Below are 22,952 nucleotides of genomic sequence, written 5' to 3' on the forward strand. Positions count from 1 at the left end.
AATCCATAGTTATGAACTTAGACACTAAATATCTTGGCCTCGACCTTAAGCATCCAATTATCGCAGGCGCTTCACCCTTGCCGGACGATTTGGATAAAGTGCGGGCCCTTGAAGACGCTGGCATTGCGGCCATTACGATGTATTCACTCTTTGAAGAGCAGATTACACAAAACATGATCGGCACCGAAGCTCACTTAGGTAGCTACGAAAATTCCTTTTCGGAGGCGGCTTCGTATTTTCCTGAGGTGGATTTGCTCGAACGCGGAGTCGAACATTATCTCGATCAGTTGGCCAAGGTAAAGGCGGCCGTGAGTGTGCCCGTGATTGGTTCGCTCAATGGCACGCGCGAAGGGGAGTGGGTGAATTACGCCACTTTGATTGAAAGTGCCGGGGCCGATGCCTTGGAACTAAATCTATACTTCCTGCCCACGGATATCGACGAGAGCGCTAGTCAGTTGGAAGACCGCTGCATTCGTATTGTGGAGGCGGTTAAGGCCCGCATTACCGTGCCATTAGCCGTTAAATTGTCGCCTTTTTTCACTGCACTGCCACATTTTGCGAAACGTCTCGCAGCTGCAGGTGCTGACAGCCTCGTTTGCTTTAACCGCTTTTATCAGCCCGACATTGATATCGAGAACCTCGACATACGCCCGATGCTGGACCTGTCGCATTCGCATGAGTTGCGTCTGCGTTTACGTTGGCTCGCGTTTTTGAGCGGTCGTATCGATGCCCAACTCGCAGTCTCTGGTGGCGTGCACACGGGGATCGACGCTGTCAAAGCACTGATGGCTGGGGCGGATGCGATTCAAGTGGTTTCCAGTCTGCTGATCAACGGTCCAGAGCAAGTGCAAGAGATGCTGGATGAGGTGAACGCCTGGATGCAGGAAAAAGAGTATGCCTCACTGGAGGAGCTGCGTGGCTGTATGAATTATCTACGCTGTCCGGACCCGGATGCGCTCGAGCGCGCAAATTACATGCGGGTGCTCAAAAGCTGGCGTAGCTAGTCGTAAAAATATATATAGATGTGACGATCCTGAAGTGTGATCGTCACATCTGCGGGCTTAGAAGTCGCTATACGCACTTGCTTCTATGGATCATTGCTATTTTACAAGGAATGATGCGAATACCAATTGAAGATAGCTTTGAAGATGTGCTGCGCAAGGCCGCCGTAGGGCAGCGCTTGGGGCACGGAGCACTCTCGATTCGATCCGGACTGAGTTTAAAAGAAGTGCGTGCACTCTTGGCGGGGGAATTTAACGAAGCACAGCTGCGTAAGTTGGCGCTAGTGCTCAAGTTGGACCCTGAAAAGTTAGTCGCCCTCGCTCGCGGAGACTGGTATCCCGAAGCAGTGGAGCTTGAGGGGCTGAAGTGTATTTGCATGCCTTTTCCAGAGGCCAGTTATCCTGACGCGAGCACCAATTGCTTTGTGGCTTACGACGTATCCAGCGGAGATGCGCTTGTCTTCGATACCGGCACCCGGGCGGAGCCGGTGTTAGATTTTATTCGTGCGCAGAAATTGCATTTACAGGCGGTTTTTCTCACGCACGCGCATCGTGATCATATCGGTGGCTTGAGCGCGTTGGCAGCGGCAGCGCCTGCAGGGCAGGTTTATGCGCCCGCCAATGAGCCGGTAGCGGATACCCGTTTGTTAGAGCCTGAGGCGGAGTTATGCATCGGTAAATTTCAGATTAAGGCGGTGGAAACCAACGGTCATTCACGCGGAGCACTGAGTTATATCGTCAATGGACTCGGCAGACAGGTCGCTTTTGTGGGCGATTCTATATTCTGCCTCTCGATGGGGGGCACCAAGCAGGGCTATCAGTTAGCCCTTAATAATAACCGCAACAAGTTACTTACACTCTCTCCGGATACAGTGCTTTGTCCCGGACACGGTCCCATGACTACAGTCGGCGAAGAGCTGAGTCATAACCCGTTCTTTTGAGTGACATTGTGCCTCGCGAAGCGGGTGAAGTAATCACCGGCTATTGAATAATAATTTGCAGGTGATTTCGGGCCGCGGGGATTGAGAATTCCAACACGCCTGAAGGCAAGGTGCGGTATTCTATGTCTTGACCATCGAGAGTGACTTTGCGCACTTTCTGTTGTGGTGCGAGGGCGACTAGGATCAACGGGGAACTTTGATTGTTGGAGACTAGAGTCGAGACTGTAAATTCGACGGATTGCATCGTGGAGTCCCAAGTCTGTTTATGGATCCATGTGCGTAGTCCTGTGCTGATGCGCCCGGGAGTATGGTAGGCTGCAAAGAGATTTAGAATGGGGGCAGAGAGTCCCCCGAAGTGATGCCAACCTGCGCCGCGTCCACTCTCGATCATGAAGTGCTCGAAGCAGCAATAGCTATCTTCGGTTTCACGACTGTACATACGCACCACTTGATCCGCGAGTGAATGCGCCCATGCGGCTTGACCTGCATCGAGAGCGGCTTTCCAGAAGAAATACTGATAAGGAATCCAGCTGGCGCCATTCCAATAGCCTTGCTGAGAATAATAAGGCGCAGATTGATCGACCGTGGAGAGCCCTACAGCTGTCATAAACTTATTGGGATCGGCGAGTGCCTGCCAGATCGCTTGACTGCGTTCAGGTGCGATGCGAGCGGTCATGGCGGGCATGGCACCATCCAGGCCGCGGTTGAAGCTTTCGCCACTGGCTTGATGGTGTAATAGGCCGATGGCTTGGCCTGTCGGATCGTGCTCCACGTATCCATACAATTGAGAAGCGGGGTCCCAAGCGTAGCGGTCGATGTCGGTGGCGATCTTTTGGCTAAGATTTAGCCATTGTTGCGAGTCTTCGCCGAGTTCTTGTGCGGCCATCGCCATGAGATCGGCTGCTACGGCGACATGGCTAGCCACGACCATCGGTGCGATGTGCGGTCGGCGTTCGATATTCTCCCGTAGCAAATACTGCTGCGGTGGGTAGTCATCCCAGCCCCCGGAATTGTAGAATAAGTCCCATGTGGCGATTAAGTTGTTTCGAAATGAACGTGTGGGCGAGCGCGGATCGAGGCCAGCAAGGTAGCGGAGGCTACGGGCTAGTTTGGGGTAAAAATAGGCGAGCAAGTCGCGATCTTGGGTCTTCTGCCAAAGATCAAAATACAAATAGTGTTGCACGGGCACAGGTGAGCCGTGGTGGATGAAGGCACAATCCGCATCGTCGGTTTCGGTTAGGTAGGTGTTCAGTAATTCCACGGCGCGCCGGGGTGCAATTTCTGCCAAGCCTAGTCCGATACAGCCACAGTCCCAAGTGTAGAGAGAGTCCCACCAACGACCAGGCGGGTAGTGTCGGATCGCATCGCCTTTGATATAGGTCGGGTAGACGATGTTTGTTTGGAGCACCGCTGCGAGGCGATCGACTCCAAAGCGTTTTGCATTGGAGCCTGGCAGGTCTAGGTTGACTGGGGGGGAGTGGGGCGAATGCGAACGGGGCGGGGCTTGTGGCGCATCGGGCTGCTTGAGCCATGTGAGGGTAAAGCGTTGGGTGCGCGAGGCGTGAGTTGGTAGTGTGAGCTTGGGAGTGATCCAGCTGTGGAAATGGCCATTGCCCGGTGCCGAAATCTCGTCGCTGACGTGATCATGCATGCCTAGGAGTAAGGCTTGCTCCAGGTCGCCGCGGTAGCGTCGTGTAGTCAGCGTGGTGTCCTGGGCTTGAATGCGCATTCGCCCTGGGAGTGCCGGCCATTCTAGATCGGCTTGTTGATCCGACTGATTGTGCATTGCGGCAAAGCTAGCCTGGGGCGCTTCTATAAATTGGGGGATTTGAGCCTTGGCCGATTGTACAAAGCCATCCAGTAAAAAGTCTGCCACCGCATTGTGGGCTTCGATACGAAATGATGTGCTCTTTAGAGGCAATTCAATGGGGCCGCTTAAGCCGGGCGTATCGCTGGCGGGGAGCTCTACGATCTGTGTGTGTGAGTCTGTGTGCAAGCGTAGGCTGAAGGCTTGTTTGGATTGGTAGCGTATAAAAAGATAACGATGATGCCGATGGGGAAGGAGGTAAGTGACGTGAGAGCCGAGGCCTTTCTCGGGCCAGTGAAGTCCGATTCCATCATTGAAGCCAGGCACTATGGCTTCGCAGCGGCGTCTACCATCGGCAATTAAGCCTTCGGCAGAGTTGTAAGGCAGGTCGGTGTGCTTATAGCCCAGTGCATCTATCCAATGAGTGTGCTTGTCGGCTTGCAGGGACACGGCCGCGATCGCTTGAGGTTGCCAAGCACCTGTCGCCATCGCTTGCATTCCTAGACATAGGTGTAGACGCACTTCGCGCTGGAGTTCACTCTGATTGCACCATTCAATTTGAATCTGATAAGTATTCTCCTGGATGCGTTGGAAGTGGATGTCGGCAAATAGCTGATCCTTGGGCAGAATTTGCTGACGATATACATAGTGAACGAAGTCACTTTGGGCGTCCCAGGGCAAGTAACCGGAGTCTTGGATGGCGTGCGGTAGCGCGATACGGCGGCGATATAATTCTGGCGCGCAAACCAGATCCAGACGCAGTCCTTTCGGCCCGGGTAAATAGCTTAATCCAAAGTAGCGTTTTCCGTAGGGGCCCCATGGGCCGAGCCCCAGCAAATCGTGTGTGCCTGTGAAGTTTTCGATGGGCCATTGTTGCCATTGAAAAGGATCTTTCTCAGGCGTGGTATAGTTGTAGAAGTCTGCCATGGGGGCGTGCGTTTCGGGGCCTGTAGGAGTTTGTTAATTTTAAGAGATGAGAATTGACATCGCTCTTATCCGTGTAGTTGATTCAACGACGAATTTATTGAAGATCCAGTTTAAAAGTTGGTGAAAATTCATCTTACCCGTGCCCCTAATTGTATTTGTATAGACCATCGTATCACAAGGATTGCGTTACTTGTCGAAACACTACCCTTTAACTATTATCCAGGATGAATGCCTCTCCTTTAACTAAAGAAGATAATTTAGCACGCTTTAAGCATGATCGTTTTGGCATGTTCATTCATTGGGGAGTTTACGCTATGTATGCGACCAATGAGTGGTGTCAGTATTGGAGTAAGCTGTCTGACGAAGAGTATCAAAACATGATCCAGCATTTTGATCCTGATATGTTTGAGCCGAAAGAGTGGGCGCGGATTGCTCGCGAGTGTGGCATGCAGTATGTGGTGTTTACCACCAAGCATCATGACGGCTTCTGTATGTGGGAAACCGAGTTTACCGATTATAAGATCACCAATACACGCATCGGGCGCGATGTGCTGCGTGAGATTGTAGATGCATTTCGGGCCGAGGGCTTAAAGGTAGGCTTGTATTATTCGATTTCGGACTGGCACCACCCAGATTACATAATTGACTCATCGCATAGTAAGAGACACCTGTCGCCGGAGGAGATTCGCGCGTTAAATGAGGGGCGCACTATGGCGCGGTATGCGAAGTATATGCGGGATCAAGTGCGTGAGTTATTGACGAACTACGGCGAGATCGTGGAGTTTTGGTTTGATGTGAGTGGCCAGATTGATCCAGTGGCCTGTGAATCTCAAGCGATGCTGGATATGATTCGATCCTTGCAACCGCATATATTATTAAACAACCGTTTGTCCTTGCCTGGGTCCGAGGATCTATTGACGCCTGAAAATTACCTGCGCGATGCAGATTGCGTCGATGCCGAGGGGCGCAGTGTAACATGGGAGGGATGTCATAATTTATCGGCTTCCTGGTGTTACAATCGCGATGAGAAGTCGTATAGCAAATCAGCATTTCGCTGTTTGGAAATCTTGATCACGCAGACTAGTTTGAACGGTAATAGTCTAATGAATATTGGGCCCACTGCTCGCGGGTATATTAGTTCACATGAACGGAAGATTCTGGATGTATACGCGCACTGGATGAAATATCATTCGCGTGCTATCTATGGTTGTGGTCAGGCTCCTAAAGATATTCCACCTCCACCGAATGATTGTCGCTACACTTATCACGCGGGGCGGAACTGTCTCTATTTACATTTTATGCGTTGGCCCACTCAGGCGAATGTAATTTTGCACGGATTAGAAGGGCGCATTAAGTATGCCCAATTGCTCAGTGATGGTAGTTATATTCAAACGAAAACGCCCCCGCCAGGCACGAACGAAAATATGAATCCTCGTTTCCCGCCGGGCTCGGTTAGTCTGCAATTAATGAGTGAACCCGAAGATGTCACTATCCCTGTAATTGAATTCTTTCTCAACTAAAGCTCTTACTCAGTTTCTCTATTTTATTATGCGTATACCTATCCCTGCTTTGAATTCACTACGACTCATTCTTTTATTGATTGTCGTAGGCATCCACAGTGCGACGCAGGCAAGCTCCCTTCGCCAGGTGATTAATCTTGCTGGCGATGACTGGCAGGAAGCCATCGGTGATACTATAGACCTGGGCGAGATTCCCGCGGGCTTACAGTGGGCTTCTTCAGAGGTTCCAACCACGGGGCTGGCTCGCAAACTGAAGTCGACGGATAATAAGTGGATGTACAATAACGTAGAGCCACACAAGTATTTGGATGCAAATGGGCAGTTTAAGGTGACCGAAGATCGCAGTGCGTGGTTTCGCCGCAGTGTGCAAATTTCGAGTCAGATGCTGGAAGGGCATCGCGTCTATTTGACGGTGGCTGGTATGTCTTATCGTTCGGCGGTCTTTGTCAACGGCGTGCAAGCGGGGGAGTCGATTCAGTCCACAGTGCCGCTTGATTTCGATCTGACCGACTATGTGAAAGCGGGCGAGAATGAACTTGTGCTGGTGGTCACGACACGTGAAGGCCTGATTGATCCAGCTGCAGCGGTATATGTCGCTCCCAGTATGGGAGCACTGGCTGGCGTTCGTGGTCCGATTCGCCTGGAATTTCGCCCAGAGATCTTTGTCGAAGATGTGTTTGTTAAGACCAGTGTTCAGAATAAAAATATCGAATTTGAGCTGAGTATACAGAATGATACCGTGCAAACGGCAGAGCTGACGCCCAAAGTTCGTGTTAAGTCGTTACGTGACCCATTGAATGTAGTGGGGCAGTTTTCCGGCAGCCCAGTGGAACTGGCTGCGGATACGGTGAGCATCACGGATATTAAAGCAGATTGGGTTGCGCCTGTTTTGTGGTCCGCGACTTCGCCTGAAATGTACATTGCAGAGGTTTCTTTATATGACGGCTCACGTTTGGTCGACCAATATGAGCAAACCTTCGGATTTAGAGAGTTTAGCATTCAGGGGAAGGATTTCTTACTCAATGGTGAGCGTGTGGTGTTGCGGCGTAGCACTTCGTTGGCTCCTTTAGGTACGGTGGATTTGACGCCGCATCGGCATGCACAGACGATCGAGGATCTGGCACCGTTGAATAGTATACGCCAGCATCTCGGGGCGAATGATCCAGACTTGATTCACCGCGCAAATATGGAAGGCATTTTAGTCACTCCCGAAGCCGCGTACTCGTGGGTGAAAATATATCCTCATGATGCGGATAAGGTGGCTGCTTGGTTACCGGGCACTTTAGACTATTATAAACGTTGGGCGAAGCAGATGCGTAATGAGCCTTCGGTCGTTATTTATTCATTGGCCAATGAAACTTATTGGGAGCGAAATCTACCCGAAGAAATGGCGGTGGCGGAACAGATCGTCAAGGTCATGCGTGAGATGGATCCAACCCGGCCGTTCCAGGCAGATGGTGACAACGATTGGAATAAGTTGCTCGATATTACTAATATTCACTATCCCGAGGGGACGGCAGGCACCTTGCGTTTGGAGTATCCCAATTCTGGCTTACAAGTGCCCAACGATTTGCAATGGCTCACGCGTGAAGGCGGGCGTGCCTGGCGTGCTAATTTTAAATGGGATCGCCCCCTTGTGATCGGTGAATTTGGCGGTGGCGGTGATTGGAATAGCTGTGCCAGTTACGGTGGGGATGATGTTTTTGATTGGATCAAATGGCAAAAAAATACCCGCGGAGGCATGGATTATGGTGCCTCGGATGCGGAGCGTGATAATTACTATATCGATAATTTACGTCGCATGGTTGATTTCTACCGATACATGGGCGTGGCCGGTATGACGCCCTGGTCTGGCGATAAGGCGGAATTATTAAAGGCGATGAGAGTGGCGCCGATTGATTTTCAAGCGAACGTAGATAGTGGAGGTGTCTTTAAACGTAAGCTTGCTGTCTTTAATGATGAAGTGCGCCCGTTGAACGCCATCGAGTATTATCTTACTGTTGATGGAATTTTAGTCGAAGAGTCGCGGATCGACTTTTACCTGAAACCAGGCGGACTATGGTCGCAAGTGATTGAGCTGCCCGTGCCAGAAGTGGATGCCACGACGGAAGCCGAATTTCTTGTGCGCTTGATTTGGAAACGTGGGGCTAAAGATGTCGAGGTGGATCGTTATGACGAATCGATTTATATTGTGCCTGATTACGATTTGTCCGCGATGGCGCAGAGTATTGTGCTCATTGATCCAGAGGGAAGTTTGGATCACAGCTTGGAACAGTTCGGTTTGACTGGGGTGGACCGATTGCAGGGCACCCAGATTCCCGTTGGAAAGAAGTTGGCAGTGATTGGAACCGGTGGTTTTCGCAAGCAGTTACAGGATTCTCTGGATGCATTTGTGGCAGCCGGCGGGGTGGTTTTGATGTTACCTCAGGATTCATGGCAGCCGTATCGTATCGAGCTGCCAGAGCGTGATATGCGTCATGCGGCGACTCAAGCGTGGGCGCGGATGCCCGAGCATCCTGCCTTGAAAGATATGAATGAAGCGCAGCTCAGCTTCTGGAATGAGAATAATGTGGTTTCTTACGGGACCTTTAAGAAGCCGCAACTTGGGCCAATGCAAGTCATCGCCGATGCGGGCGGGCGTTTTGGTCTGAGTTGGAGTCCATTGCTGGACATCCCGGTTGGTCAAGGAGCTTTCTTGATGACTACCTTCGAGTTGACGACTCCGGAGCCTGCGGCACGTCAATTGTTGGCCAATTTAATCCGCTATGGCGTTGAGCGCCTGCCTCGGACGACGGTTGAATTCTCCGTCTTGTCAGGAGAGAATCAAGCGATGCGTGAAGCTCTGGATTTATCCGGCGCGCTTTATCAGACTGAGCTTGCAGCTACAGGACCTATTCTAGTCGATCAATCTGCTAGCTTTGATGTGGCTGATTTACAGGCTGCCCTGGATGATGGACGTACGCTGTGGTTGCATGGCTTTACTCCAGAGACGCTTGAAAAAGTGGCCTCACTCTTGCCGGAGGGGGCATCGTTGGCCGCTGTGCCGGATGAATATGCTGGCACAATGCCAGTGACTGAAGATCCATTTCTTGCAGGTTTATCTAACTTTGATTTCGCTTGGTATATGCCCAAGATGTATCATGGCGGGCCCATTTTCGAGTTTGCCAACGTGACAGTCGATGCGGGGGATTGGACTCTCGATTTAAACCCATTTGAGAGCGATGTGAAGCACCTGACTCAGCCCGCATATCTGATGAAATTCAATACGGGCGCGGGTACCATTATATTCGATACACTGAACTGGGAGGCCGCGGTGGGCACTTTGACGGAGAAAGCCTTGCGCATTGTTTCCAGTATGTTGACGAATCTCGGAGTCGGTTTCGAGTTTGCCAAACCAGTTGATTACGACTACAGTTTTGTAGATCTGGCTTCCTTTGCGAATATGGGCTACATGGACAGTGTGGCGGATGATGGTGTGGGCGGTTGGTCTGACCAAGGGCAAAACGATATGCGTTTTTTCCTGATCAATCACTCGGGTAAGGGCAATGGTGAAGAAGATGGCATGGATATGCCCGTTCCTGATTTTCCGACCGATGTTGAGTTCGTGAACGTGCCCTATCAATTGGTTGATCCCAAGGCAAACGCCAACAAAGCAGTGCTGAGCTTTGGTAGCGAAAAACATGGGGCAAAGTTAATGCGTTCGACCGATGAGATTCCAGTCAATGCAAAGGCGGACATGATTTGGGCCTTGCATACGCTCAGTTGGGCGGGCGGAGAAAACGGAGATCTGTTGGCCGAGTATACTTTGAGGTATGCGGATGGTTCTGAAGCTACGATTCCAGTGCGTCGCTTCATCGAGGTGGGAGATTGGCATTCGCCCTCGCAGTATCCGAATGGGGCAATCGCTTGGACCGGATATAATTTGGTGAATTCCAATGTGGGTATTCATAGTTCATCGTGGAAGAATCCTCACCCAGAGAAGGAAATCGCATCCATTTCAATTCAGGCCGGGCTGTCAGATTCTCAGTATCTCTTGTTGGCCATTACTTTGGGGCGAGAGATTCAGGAGAAGAGCGTGGTATTGGATCTCAACTTCGAAGAGGCGACTGCAATGCCAGATATGCATTGGAGTGCGTCTGCGCCTGAGCTCGTTGAGGACGGCCTACGCTTTGAGCATGGGCAATACGCTTTGGTTAAAAGAGGGGATTTGGCACCATCTGTAGATCTGTTGCAGCAGCCGTTTAGTATTATGATTGATTTTACGCCTACGGCTAAGCCGGATGGTTATTATGGTGGGTTGATCGAATTGGGGTCTTTCCGTATTATGTTACAGCAGCATAGTATGCGCCTGCATGTCGCGACTTTGGATGCCGAAGGAAAGCGTATGCAGCTACAATCTTCAGATCCACTGACATTAGGTGAACGGGTTCAGTTTGAGTTTCAATCCGATGGACGTAAGGCGGTATTGTTGCGCAATGGGAGAGTTGATGTGGTGAGCGATGCCTCCTTGCCTAATTACTTGCTAGAGCAGATTCGCTTTGGTGTCGCGGGGGGGCAAAACTATTATTTCAACGGGATCATTCATCAGGCACAGGCAGCTCGCATGCAAGTGTTGGAAGATACTATTTAGTGTCTTATATGCTCCATATCAATGCGCTGCATAGCTAGGTTAAAGTCATTTTTATAAATACAAACGATCGATTACACGATATTATGAGTCAAAAGAACCAAGATCAGAACGCGCCAGTAGACGATGTTGCGGTGCAACATGCTAAAGTGCAAATTACGGCGCTGTCCGATGAAACTGCTGCGTATCAACGCACGACGCACCCCGATGCGCAATGGTATCGTGATACATGCTTAGGCATGTTCTTCCACTGGGGCATTTCCAGTGTGAATGGACAGGGCGACTTGTCTTGGGGAATGATGAAGCGTGCACCTGGTTTTGCTGTGGAATCGGCAAAAGCACATGGCATCTATGCCGTGCAGAGCATTTGTTCTCCAAATAAATATTGGGAGCAAGCTGAAGGTTTTAAGTGCGAGAACTATGATCCGGAAAAGTGGTTGATTGCGGCAAAAGAAGTCGGTGTCGAATATGTAGTGATCACTACGAAGCATCATGATGGATTTTGCTTATGGCCTAGTGAGCATGGAGATTTGAGCACTAAGAATTTCCTCGGTGGGCGTGACTTGCTGCAGGAATTTGTCGCTGCCTGCCGCAAACTTGAGATCAAGATTGGCTTTTACTATTCTCCGCCGGATTGGCGTTTGGAGCAGGAACGGATGAGCTTTTTATACGGCAATCAGAACCCTGGGCTGGACCAGAACTTTAAGCAGAAGGAAGTGATCGAGCCGAATCCGGAGGAAGAGGCAGCATTTTTTGCGAAGCACGCAGAGTTGGCTAGTGGGCACGTGCGTGAGTTGCTGACTCGTTATGGGAAGATTGATATCTTATGGTTCGACGGTCGAGTGCCACCCGGTGGTATCACCATGGAGCAAATTCGTGAAATTCAGCCTGGAATTCTGGTGAATTCACGTGGCTATGGATATGGAGATTTCAATACCCCTGAGTGTAAGTTCCCAGAACGACGCTTTGATAAAGGTTGGTGGGAGTATTGTCATGTGTTTGCCGATGGCGCGTGGGGCTATCTCGACCATGAAGTTTACAAGCCACTCGGGTGGTTGCTGGGCGAATTGTCTAAAACCCGTTCGTGGGATGGCACTTTTTTGCCAAATGTAGCGCCTGATGCAAAGGGACAAATGCCCCATAGCTTTTATTTACGTATGCGTCAGTTAAAGGATTGGATGTCGCATAGTGGAGAGTCCATTCATGGAGCCGAGGGGGGCGGTTGGCCCGAGCAGTCGAATGTGCCGCTGACCCATCGAGCGGGGCGCACCTATGCGCACTTGGACTGGCAGTTCGATGCGTCCACTGTGGTTGAGATTTCGTATCTTAAGCAAGCACCTAAATCGGTGTCCTTTTTGAAGACGGGCGAGTCGATTGAGTTTACTTATGAGCAGGGCGTATTGCGCTTTCAAGTTGATGATGATTCTTTGAGCCATCTGACAGATGTGGTACTCATCGAGCAAGCGTCCGCCTAGCTTGCGTGGTATAAATTTTATGACTCGTGATATGATGGAACACGCCCGACAGGATTTTTTATTAAGCGACTATCAACCGGCCGATTTCCCCGGCTTGGTTTCTTATTGGGAGTTTTCCCAGTCGTCCGAAACATTTACGGCGCAGCAAGGTGAGCCTTATGTGCTCCGCTCGCAGGTCGGTCCGTTGGAGGTGGTGGCGGATGCGTCCGCTCCTTTGGGCGCTTCGGCCTTACGCATTGAAACGGGGCAGTGGCTCAATATTGCGCGTTCGGAATGTCCGCTCTTAGACATCCATGGGCCGGAGGGCCAGTTGACTGTGGTTGCGTGGATTAAACGTGAGGATCTGTCCCGGGGCTGTGAATTTATCGCGGGGCAGTGGAACGAGAGTCACCGTGGGCGACAATACGGACTGTTTCTAAACATCGCCACTTGGGGCACCAGTGAGCAGATCTGTGGTCACCTCTCGCATGTGGGGGGGCCGACTCCGGGCTATAAATACTGTATCGATGGTCCCATGGGAGCGAGTCCGGTGCCTTATGACGAGTGGGTGATGGTTGCGATGAGTTATGATGGTTCGAATGGATATGCGTGGTTGAATGGACAGCTCGACGCGCGCCCTGGCCTCAATCCATACTCGCTGGCCGGGGGGCTCTATGATAGTGGCCCCAATGGTTCCGATTTCACCGTAGGGGCGGTCGATCGCAGTGGTGTGATTGGTAATTTCTTTAGCGGTTGGTTGGCTGGACTTGCAGTGTATCGACGTGCACTGACTCCGGCCGAAATCTACGCATTGTCGCAACTGTGATTGTTTCTTAGTTTCTCCGTCTTTCCGTTACCCCTTGAATGATCGTTATATGATGCATCGATTTATACCCCTGCTTTGTTTATTGTCTGTGCTGGTTCACTGTTCTACGGGGGAGCCGGTGTTGAATGGGCCGGACTTTCTTCCACCTTTTGAGAATCAAGAGGGCCAGCGAGTGGATGCGGAACTACGTGTGGTTTCTTTTCTCGACCCCGAGCAGGCGAACCATCCGGTGGAGGCTGCGAGTGTGGTTTTTGGCAACAAGCGTTTGGCAGTTCGTGAACAACAACAGCGGAAGATGGAGACGGGGAGGGACAATGTGGTGACGGTCTTCGTAAACGATCAGCCCTTAACAAAGCTGATTTTAGTCGCGACCTACCGGACTGCGGATGGGCACACCGTTTCGATGACAGATAGCAAACGTCGTGACATGGTGAGCTTAATCACAGATGTAGAAGATTCGAGTGTGCGTTGGAAATCTCGCTATCCATTGCCTGACGGAACGAAAACGGAATTTACGTATCAGTTAAAATCATTAGGAGCGAGTCGCGTGGAACTGTCTTGGGACATCGGTTGCAGTGCGGAGCAGATCGCGCAATTCCGTCAGCAGGGCTACGACATTGGCAATTATCTCGTCTATTTCGATATCGAAGGCGATTATCGCAAAGACGATGTGACGATCGACGGAGTCTCGATCGAGCCGCATCCCATCGAGGTGTTAAAAGCGAATGAAATGAAAGAGATGCCACTTTGGACGGGGCAGTTTCATTCCATCGCGTATGCACCGACGAAGCCCATGCTTGGCTTTGAAATACAATCGGAGCACGGCCTGAACGGCGTGCTACGTGAGACGTACCGTCACGGTCGCGTTCACTTGGGCTTTAAATTGAATGCATCGCGTCCGCAGGATTCACTGATTTTGGATTTGGGTAAAGTCGCGCTTGCTGAGGCGGCAACACCGCCAGCAGTTGAGGGCAATGACCTATGGGCACAGGATGCGCTGCATATACCCTTATTGCCGACGCGTAATCTATTTCCGAATCCGAGCTTCGAGCAAGGCATGCGTTACTGGCGCTGGTGGAGTGGGGGTGCTTTGTATTCTCCCTCAGAGCAACTGCGATGGGAGACCGATTCTGCGCACAGTCGCTTCGGCGAGGCCTCGATGGTGATGCGTCCGGTGCAGCAGGGCAGTCTGCCGCTACGGAGTTTTTCACTGCCCACTGCCAAGGGAAAGACCTATACATTAAGTTGGTATGCCAAGGCGGAAAAGGAGCACGCGACACTAAAGGTGGCTCCCTTTAGCAGTAAAGACGGGGGCCAGTTTAATCGTAACACTGTGAATGGATGGGAGGCGTTTGACTTGAGCACGGATTGGCAGCGTTTTCAGTATTCTTTTCTTTCAGATGGCTCACCTATCAGCTTTATTCTGTTACCATCGAATCGCTCTGGTAATATCTGGATGGATGGCATGCAGTTTGAGGTGGGCGACCGGGCGACCGAGTTTGTTTCCGCTCCTTTGGAAGGTGCTTTTGTCACTTCGCATCCTCAGAATAATCTAGAATATGGCAGCCCCGTGAATGCACGCTACCTGCTACGGGGGGAAGTGGGCACTACAGGTAAACTGAGCCTTTCTCTTGAGAATTTTTACAATGCAACGCTCTGGCAGGAGCAGTTGCATGTGCAAGCGGGGCAGCAATTGGATCTGCCCTTTGACTCGCTTCAACTTGCGACTGGGGTCTACGTTTTACGAGCGCACTTTGAGGTGCCAGGTGTGGATGCATATGATGATTACTATCGTTTCACAGTGATAGATTCACTCGATGGCACGCATGCCACGAAGGACTTGTATGGCGCCTTGGTGAGTGCGCGGACTAATCGCTCGGAGGAGTATTTTGATTTGATGCAGCGAGTGGGGTTTGTTGGTTCCAGTAGTTATGGCCCAGGTAAGGCACGGGCACCGATGATCTATGAGCTGCGCGAGAAGTATCATATTACCGATTACACACATGAGGTGGTTGAATGTCCGCATTTGAACAGTGAGCAGAAGCGTAACAATCATCCTGACTTCATGCTGGCCAAGGCAATCAGTCATCGTCTGTGGCGTAAGCCGGAAGAGCGAAAGGCGCATCCACCAGTGGAACGTTTTTCCGATGAACTCCTCGCGCAGTTCGAAGATCTTTGTGAACGCGTGGCGCGCGAGTGTCCGTATGTGTGCGTCTGGTCTATTGCCACCGAGGAAGAGATTACCATGCCTATCATCAGCAAATACGAGGACTTTGATGAATATGCGAAACTGCAGCGCGCGTTTTATCGTGGTATCAAGCGTGGCAATCCCGATGCCATTGCATTGCCTTCCGGCGGCACCTCCGGTTACGGGAAAATTCGCGGTAAGGATGATATTAATGGCTTCTTGAAAGCAACGCAGGGCGAGATCAAATGGGACGCGGTGGCGATTCATCCTTATGGCTCTATCGACGGGACACTGGGCGCGGGGGATTTGGATGAATCCATTCAAATGCTGAAGGATAATATGGCTCAGTTTGGTTACGGCGATGAAACACCAATCTTGCTGAACGAAGGAGGGGGCGGAAGTTCCAATATTTGGGGAGACGGGCCCAGTTATTCATACTCGGGTGGACAGCCCTCGTATGACATCGGACTACACGAATTTTTACATGCCTCGAAGATGGCGCGTCAGTATATCATGTGTTTGAAATACTGGCCGCAAGTGCCACACTATAACAGCTGGCAAAGTGAAGTGGCGATGTTGGTGGATTATAACCTGACGCCCTCCAGCTTCTTGCTAGGCATGAATACGCTGGGGCAGTATTTGGGGGAGCCGAATTTTGTTGCGGATATACGCCCCGCTCCAGGCGTGCGGGGATACGCGTTTGATGATGCCGAGCATGGAGCCGTCGCGGCTGTGTGGTGCACGATTGATGAGGTTGAGCGTGGTTACACGCGTGGGCCTGTCATGCGCATGCAGTTCTCGGATGAGTTGCCGACTTTGATCGATTTGATGGGGCGGGAAACGGCACTAGTCGTCGACGATGCGGGCTGGGCGAATGTCCAACTCACGCCAGCGCCGTTATTCTTGAAGGGCGGGCAGCCTCAAGCCTTGGCGCGAGTTTTGCAAAATGCGGAAGTGATCGGGGCCGGTTCCAACGTGAGTGTTGTGTATCGACCGACCATGAATGGAAAGATCGAAGCGATCACCCATAATTTGACGGGGCGCGTCCAAACGGGCTCACTGCAAGTCGGTGCCCGCGCGCTTCCATTTGAATTAAAGGCCAACGCCCAGCAGACGATTGAACTGCCGGGCTCCGCTGATACGGCATTGGGTGAGTTGCATACCTTTGACCTCAATTATGTGCTCCAGCAACCAGGATTAGACCCCGTTCGCGCTCATTGGAACATGGATTATTTCTATGTGCCCAAACTCGCGGATGATTTGGATTGGTCGCGTATACCAGAGATCGAAATGACCAATCTGTATCGACCCACGATTAAAATGAAGCAGACGGTGGGCGGTCACCCGGGCGACATTGCTGCACGGTTCAAAATCGCTTGGGATGCGGACAAGCTTTATCTGCGTGTGGAGGCAGAGGATGATCTGCTGATTACCAATGAACCAAAGTTTTGGAGCTCGATCACAGCTCAACGAGAAAGCCTTTATATGTTGGATGGCTGTTTGGAGGTTTATTTCGACTGCGGAGCCAATGGTCGTATAAATAATCAAGGTTTTGATTTGGATGATTATCGCTATGATTTCAGTGTGGACAATCCAGATGGGCAAACGGGTAAAAGCCTAGTTTGTCGCTTTCGCGAGGTATTTAAAGAATATGCGGGCGGTGTGGAGTTTCCGACCAAAGCCGAGGCCGCGGCTGGGATTCAGGCAGAGTTCACCCGAATTTCGGATACCCGTTATGCCTATACCATTGCCTTTGAGCAAAAATACATTGCGCCCTTACGTTTAGAAGCGGGCTCTCAGGCAGGCTTCGCACTTTATCTGCATGACCGAATGGACGATGGCACCTTTGGTGACAAAGGCCTGAGTCTCGCAACCGAAGCAGGCTCACATGTCGATGCACAGCCTCAACTTTGGCCTATTATGGTTCTATCGGACCAAGAACTCTAAAACTTGTTTTATCATGTGTCTTAACTGGAACACTCTTATCGCGACCGCTGCAATGTGCTTGACTACGCTCAATCTCGCCTCTGCTGCAATCGAGCCGATGGGCTTGATCACAGACGGTGCTATTCTACAACGCCAACAGCCGATCCCAGTTTGGGGTTGGGCGGATCCGGGTGAAGCCATTACAGTCACTCTCAACGGGCATAGTGTAAAGGCCGTAAGTGATTCCACGGGCAAGTGGACGTTGCAACTGCCAGCCATGGAAGCCGCGATGGATTTGACTATGGAAATTTCAGGTGAGGGTGCGACCGAATCTATTACAGTGAAGAATGTCGCTATCGGTGAGGTCTGGTTGGCTTCGGGCCAGTCCAATATGGAGTGGTTACTTAAGTGGGTGGACATGAGTGATGTTGCGGATGCGCCAGCGAACCCAATGATCCGTGAAGCGAGAGTCAGCGGTATCGGTAGTTTTCGTGAGCCAAATGAGAAAAGTCGCGGTTCATGGAAGATGGATACGCCCGATCATCGTCCTAATTTCAGTGCGGTGGGATACCGTTTTGCGAGCAAATTGCAGCATGAACTTGGGGTGCCGGTTGGGATCATTAAAGCCGCGGTTGGTGGTACTGCGGTTGAGCCTTGGACACCACGCGAAGTGGTCGATGCGATCCGTCCGATATGGTCGCGGGAATACTGGGCCGCTTACGATGCCTATCCGGCCCAGAAAAAGCAGTATCTGGCAGCAGTTGACGCATGGTTGCTCGAAAATCAACGCGTGGACACACGTGAGCAGTCTGAGCCGAAAGGGAGTTTGAAGCCTGCGGATGATTTAGCCTGGACGACTGTATTGACCAGTCAGGCGCTTCCGGAGTCTTTATACTCCGGCTATGGAGTCATTTGGCTGCGCAAAACGATTGAGGTGCCGGCGGGGCGCTTCGATGACAAAGCTACTTATTTTCGCACCTATACCAAAGACTCGTATTCAGATTTGTATGTCAATGGGCAGTTAATTTACGATACAACCTTTGAAAGTTATCCAGGGCAGGGGACTTGGGTGACCGCTCGCATCAACCCCGGCGTGTTGCAAGCGGGAAGCAATGAAATTGCACTGCGGGTGTATTCTCCTTTCGTGCCGTTTCAAATGGATCGGGCTTATTCGATCGATGATGTCAAAATGGATGCCAGTTGGGAAGCGCAGGTGGAAGTCGATTATGGCGCGCCGAGCGAAGCGGCGCTGGCGAGCATGCCGCAAATGCCTAAAAGCCAAGTGGGCTATGGTCGTTTGCCAGCGGTCCACTTCAACCGATTTATCGCACCGATTGCGGGATATGCGATGCGCGGGGTGATTTGGTATCAGGGAGAGACGAATGCACAGCAGCATGAAGAAGCAGAATATGCGCAGGTCTTTCCCGCGATGATACAATCCTGGCGCACCTTGTGGGGGCAGCCGGATATGCCTTTCTACTACTGCCAGCTCGCAGCTTACGGTAGTAAAAGCCCCGACCCCGCTGCGGTCGGGTGGGCTCCCTTTCGCCGGGCACAAGAAGCCGCCTTGGAGCTGCCAAATACGGGGCAAGCTGTTTTGATCGATGTTGGAGAGTCGGACATCCATCCATACGATAAGCTGTCGGTGGGCGACCGATTGGCTCGTTTAGCATTTGCCAATGATTATAACCTGGACGTCGTCGATTCTGGTCCGGTCATGGAGTCGGTCACGCTCGATGAGCAAGGGGGCGTGACGGTCAGTTTTCGTTCGTTGGCTGGCGGGCTCGTCGCTCAAGCCTTGCCTGAGCGCTATGCCGTGAGCCATAAAAAGGCACAGTATCGTCCCTTCGTTCGCTATGCACCCGACAGCGAGTTGGAAGGCTTCGCCCTGCAAGATGCCGCAGGAAAGTGGCATTGGGCTGAGGCGTCGATTCATGGCGATACTGTCAAAGTGCATTCTGCATCTGCGCCGCAGCCCGTTGCGATTCGTTACAATTGGCAATCCTATCCCAATGGCAATCTCGCGAATTCCGAGGGCTTACCGGCGACTCCTTTCGAAAGTGTACTCTCACACTAATCAGCAACTATTACTCATTTCTATTTTATGACATCGTTCGAATCCACACGTTTTAATGAACTCAAGCACCCATTTGTTTGGACCACTGCCGAGGAGCGTTCCGCAGTATTGGCCAACGTGAATGAGCCAATCTGGCATCGTTTTATCGAAGAGGCGGAGAAGCACTTCGAACAAATCGGCGGATTGCCTTTAGCTAAATTCCCCGTCTTTTGCCACCGTGGTGATTTGGATGAGGTGATGGCAGTCTGTGTATTGGCCACCGTGCGTGACGACGCCAAATTGTGGCATTGGATCGGAGATTGGTTGCGTGGGGCTCTGAGTTATTATCGGTTAAAATTACCACAGTGGCGTGAAAATCGATATGCGATTATGCGTGGTGAACAACCACAGGATCGTCCCGAAGGTGGGGGACAGCCGAAATTTTCGGGCGGTGGAAACCCACGCCAGTTTTTTGAAGGCTTTACTGAAGGCATCACCTATTGGGTGGAGGCAGGATTGACTTCGGTGCTATTTCACTTGTTGGATCAGTTGGAAGCTTATGCGCCCAACGAATTAAATGCAGGCGAGAAGCTGCAGTTGTTGGAGGCGATTGGAGATTATGCGGATCGTTTTGCCTTTCATGAAGAGCGCATGAAATACAATAATCGTGGCATGTGGGCCAATGCAGCAATCATGCTGGCAGGGCTGGCCCGCCTGGATCGCCGGACCGGCGATCTCTTAGCTTTGCAGGCCGCACGTCGTCATGAGGAATATCGTTCTACCTTTTTGGATGATGGGTTTCATATCGAAGGGGCACCTGATTATCACTTGATGTCTTGTGATGGTATGCTGGCATATTTGTTGACGGCAGCGAACCTGGCGCCTGACACGGATGTGTATGCAGGCAATGCTGGCAGTGGGGCTTTTGAGCGTTATCCTTCCTTTCATGAGACGGTCAGAGCGTATTTGCATACTGTGGTGCCAGGGCCTACATTGTGGAATCATTCGCGTGGTTGTTCGATCTCTTCTGCAGTCACTATTCGGCCAGCAGTGGTCAATGCATGGCGTCTTTCACAAGATGAGGAGATCGGGTGGTTATTGGGCGCACGAATGGGAGAAGTGGATACAAATTCCAATAAGACGCCCTTGAAGGTAACGAATACAGCACTGTTAGGCTTGGGGCATTATCAGCCTTTGCTTAATTTTTGGCTGTTTCGACCTGTGCCGGATTGTGCTGCACCCAAGACAAAGTATCATAATATGGATGGTTACGGCACAGTATTTAGCCGTAGCCACTGGGGCCGGGATGCCAGTTGTGTCTCTGTCCGTTACGGATATGAGGGGACTGGGAAAGGCCACCGTGACCACGCGCACGTGGCGCTCTCTGTTGCCGGTGTGAATGTTCTGAAAGATCCATTTCCACGCTATGGTCCCGCTGGTTTAAATACGGCGATGTATCACAATACTGTGGTTATTGATAATCAGGAGCCTTCGGCAGTCGTAGGTTCGGTTCTCTCGGAGCAACATGAGGCGGGTGGCGACGCACTGTTGATCGATAATGTCGGGGGGGGGGAGCCAGATCGTATCTTTTTAGGTGATCCATGTGAAGAAACGAATTATTGGTTTACCAATCATCCGGAGATTCCTGAGTCTGGTTTTTTGCGAGCAGTGATTCACATTCACGATAGTTGTGTGATTTTAGTGGATGAAGTCAGAGCTGAAGGCGCGCAGCATATTGATTGGTTCTTTCATTCGGACTTGAGTACTGTCGGATATGAGCGTGACGCTGAAGAGCGTCAAGATAGCTATCAAGCGCGTCAGCGTATGGTCGTGGTGCCCGCGGGGACTGTAGATATGAGTTTTCGTGGGACGGAGCAGAATTGTGGTGCTGGAGATGTTCAGCGCTTCGAATTTGAGGCGCCTTCACTAGATGCGTCCTTTAGTCAGATACATTCGGATGCTGAGTTTAGCTTTGCACGAGGGCATCATGTGCATGTCGAAAACGCGAGCCTGGGAAGCGGACTATATTCGGGAGAGCAGGACTTTTATATCCGAGCACGTGCGCAGGTGGATCAAGCTCGTGTGTGCTGGGCGAGTTGCTGGGGGGCGGCAATGCCACAGATCGAGGCTCAGCCGACTGCAGAAGGATATCAACTCACAGTGAAGGAGGAATCTGTCGAATGGCATGTGTCTGTTGATTTTACCAATAAACAGGTAGTGCTTTCCTCCGAAACCTCCTTGGCTGAGCGCTGAAGTCGCAGTATCTCTTCATTAATATCGCTATGAGTATTTCAAAAAAACTAAGTTGGTGGACGGAGGCACGTTATGGCATGTCTTTACACTTTGGGTTGTATTCTTTGGCTGGTCGCGGGGAGTGGGTGCGTGCGCAAGAGCAAATGTCGGTCGAGGACTATCAACGGTATTTTGAGCGCTTTGAACCTGCGCCTGATTGGGCGATTCAATGGGCACGGTTGGCAAAAGCTGCCGGGGCGCAATATGGAGTGCTCACGACAAAGCATCATGATGGATTTTGTCTGTTTGATTCCAAGTTAACGGACTATAGCTCCATGTACACGCCTGCCGGACGTGATCTTGTGCGTGAGTGGGTCGATGCGATGCGAGCTGAGGGGCTGAAAGTGGGTTTGTATTATTCATTAGTGGATTGGCATCATCCTGATTATCCAGCTTGGCAAGACCGTCAGCATCCCTTGCGCCATGATTCCGCTAGTGAGCATCGAGATCGTGCTGCCAATTGGGATCGTTACATCGAGTATATGCACGGTCAGTTGATCGAGCTATGCAGCAACTATGGAGTGATTGATAATCTTGTAGTCGATTTTTCTTATTGGCAATACACCGCCGAAAAGTGGGGCGCGACAGAGATTCAGAATAAATTACGTGCCTTGCAACCTGACATGATCTTTAATGATCGCTGGGGTCGGGAAGCGCGCCAACGTTTACCACGTGCAACTTACGCAGGCGATTACGAGCAGACAGAGCAGAACATTCCGCAGCAATGTTTGAAAGATGACCAGGGTGAACGAATTCCATGGGAGGGGTGGTTTACGCTGACTAATTCCTGGTCGTATTCCGCAACGGATGCCCTGTGGAAGTCACCGAGCACAATTATTCGCACATTGATTAATTGCGTGTCTAAGGATGGTAATTTGTTAATTAATGTTTGCCCGGACGGAAAAGGCATCGTGCCAGCCCAAGCTGTGGATATTATGGAGGAAGTCGGAGAATGGATGCGCTCGAACGGGGAGTCTATTTACGGAGCAGGTGCGTCGTCGTATGCTAAGCCAGAGTGGGGGCGTTATACCCAAAAGGGGCGCACTCTATATGCACATCTAACTGATCAGCCCATTGGTAACATCTGTTTGCCGGGATTGCGCGGGCGCGTGAAACGAGGGCGTATCGTCGCTACGGATACCGAGGTGCGAATTTGCGACTATTGGAATCCGGTGGTACAGAGCTTTGATGGGCCGGACGATATTTTCTTTAATTTTGCTTCGCCCACTGCGGCGACCTATCCACTGCCTGATGCACGTGCCACGGTGGTCGCTTTTGAGCTGAATGATGATGTCGCCACTCAACAAGAGCGAGAGCGCCTGGATACTGCGATTCAGGCTGCCATGGTCAGTCGCACTGTCATGTAAGTAAAGGCAACTCATTGCCT

Annotated in this window: 11 protein-coding genes; 10 read left to right on the forward strand and 1 reads right to left on the reverse strand. The window is 51.3% G+C overall.

The window, feature by feature from the left end; translation table 11 throughout:
• Nucleotides 1-11 precede the first annotated feature (11 nt).
• Entirely contained in the window at nucleotides 12-1,004 is a 993-nt protein-coding gene (locus SH580_RS19510; RefSeq protein ID WP_319832488.1) for a dihydroorotate dehydrogenase-like protein, read from the forward strand.
• 110 nt (nucleotides 1,005-1,114) lie between these two features.
• On the forward strand, nucleotides 1,115-1,942 hold the full coding sequence (locus SH580_RS19515; RefSeq protein WP_319832489.1) for an MBL fold metallo-hydrolase: 828 nt from the start codon (nucleotides 1,115-1,117) through the stop codon (nucleotides 1,940-1,942).
• 40 nt (nucleotides 1,943-1,982) lie between these two features.
• Here the strand turns inward: SH580_RS19515 and SH580_RS19520 are convergent, their stop codons facing one another.
• Complete coding sequence (locus SH580_RS19520) at nucleotides 1,983-4,676, reverse strand: MGH1-like glycoside hydrolase domain-containing protein (protein WP_319832490.1); 2,694 nt, start codon at nucleotides 4,674-4,676, stop codon at nucleotides 1,983-1,985.
• A gap of 224 nt (nucleotides 4,677-4,900) precedes the next feature.
• Between SH580_RS19520 and SH580_RS19525 the strand changes: the two genes are divergently transcribed.
• The 8 genes from SH580_RS19525 to SH580_RS19560 all read left to right on the forward strand — a co-directional run bounded on the left by SH580_RS19525 (nucleotide 4,901) and on the right by SH580_RS19560 (nucleotide 22,932).
• Nucleotides 4,901-6,196: an alpha-L-fucosidase gene (locus tag SH580_RS19525; protein WP_319832491.1), complete on the forward strand. Its 1,296-nt coding sequence runs from the start codon at nucleotides 4,901-4,903 to the stop codon at nucleotides 6,194-6,196.
• Nucleotides 6,197-6,224: 28 nt separating this feature from the next.
• Nucleotides 6,225-10,826, forward strand: a complete 4,602-nt coding sequence (locus SH580_RS19530) for a sugar-binding domain-containing protein (RefSeq protein WP_319832492.1) — start codon at nucleotides 6,225-6,227, stop codon at nucleotides 10,824-10,826.
• 83 nt (nucleotides 10,827-10,909) lie between these two features.
• The gene (locus SH580_RS19535; RefSeq protein WP_319832493.1) at nucleotides 10,910-12,298 is read left to right on the forward strand and encodes an alpha-L-fucosidase; all 1,389 of its coding nucleotides are present in this window, start codon (nucleotides 10,910-10,912) and stop codon (nucleotides 12,296-12,298) included.
• A gap of 31 nt (nucleotides 12,299-12,329) precedes the next feature.
• Entirely contained in the window at nucleotides 12,330-13,103 is a 774-nt protein-coding gene (locus tag SH580_RS19540) for a LamG-like jellyroll fold domain-containing protein (RefSeq protein ID WP_319832494.1), read from the forward strand.
• Between the two features lie 49 nt (nucleotides 13,104-13,152).
• Entirely contained in the window at nucleotides 13,153-17,238 is a 4,086-nt protein-coding gene (locus SH580_RS19545; RefSeq protein ID WP_319832495.1) for a phage head spike fiber domain-containing protein, read from the forward strand.
• Nucleotides 17,239-17,251: 13 nt separating this feature from the next.
• Nucleotides 17,252-19,294 (forward strand): sialate O-acetylesterase, encoded by a 2,043-nt coding sequence (locus tag SH580_RS19550; protein WP_319832496.1) that lies wholly within the window; start codon nucleotides 17,252-17,254, stop codon nucleotides 19,292-19,294.
• A 27-nt stretch (nucleotides 19,295-19,321) separates the two neighbouring features.
• Nucleotides 19,322-21,526, forward strand: coding sequence for a hemerythrin domain-containing protein (locus tag SH580_RS19555; RefSeq protein ID WP_319832497.1), 2,205 nt, complete (start codon nucleotides 19,322-19,324; stop codon nucleotides 21,524-21,526).
• A gap of 29 nt (nucleotides 21,527-21,555) precedes the next feature.
• The gene (locus SH580_RS19560; RefSeq protein ID WP_319832498.1) at nucleotides 21,556-22,932 is read left to right on the forward strand and encodes an alpha-L-fucosidase; all 1,377 of its coding nucleotides are present in this window, start codon (nucleotides 21,556-21,558) and stop codon (nucleotides 22,930-22,932) included.
• Nucleotides 22,933-22,952: the final 20 nt, after the last annotated feature.

The organism is Coraliomargarita algicola (assembly GCF_033878955.1).
GTDB lineage: Bacteria > Verrucomicrobiota > Verrucomicrobiia > Opitutales > Coraliomargaritaceae > Thalassobacterium > Thalassobacterium algicola.

Coding starts and splice junctions, on each gene's coding strand:
- SH580_RS19510 (WP_319832488.1), top strand. CDS start 12: ATGAACTTAGACACTAAATATCTTGGCCTCGACCTTAAGCATCCAATT.
- SH580_RS19515 (WP_319832489.1), top strand. CDS start 1,115: ATGATGCGAATACCAATTGAAGATAGCTTTGAAGATGTGCTGCGCAAG.
- SH580_RS19520 (WP_319832490.1), bottom strand. CDS start 4,676: ATGGCAGACTTCTACAACTATACCACGCCTGAGAAAGATCCTTTTCAA.
- SH580_RS19525 (WP_319832491.1), top strand. CDS start 4,901: ATGAATGCCTCTCCTTTAACTAAAGAAGATAATTTAGCACGCTTTAAG.
- SH580_RS19530 (WP_319832492.1), top strand. CDS start 6,225: ATGCGTATACCTATCCCTGCTTTGAATTCACTACGACTCATTCTTTTA.
- SH580_RS19535 (WP_319832493.1), top strand. CDS start 10,910: ATGAGTCAAAAGAACCAAGATCAGAACGCGCCAGTAGACGATGTTGCG.
- SH580_RS19540 (WP_319832494.1), top strand. CDS start 12,330: ATGATGGAACACGCCCGACAGGATTTTTTATTAAGCGACTATCAACCG.
- SH580_RS19545 (WP_319832495.1), top strand. CDS start 13,153: ATGATGCATCGATTTATACCCCTGCTTTGTTTATTGTCTGTGCTGGTT.
- SH580_RS19550 (WP_319832496.1), top strand. CDS start 17,252: ATGTGTCTTAACTGGAACACTCTTATCGCGACCGCTGCAATGTGCTTG.
- SH580_RS19555 (WP_319832497.1), top strand. CDS start 19,322: ATGACATCGTTCGAATCCACACGTTTTAATGAACTCAAGCACCCATTT.
- SH580_RS19560 (WP_319832498.1), top strand. CDS start 21,556: ATGAGTATTTCAAAAAAACTAAGTTGGTGGACGGAGGCACGTTATGGC.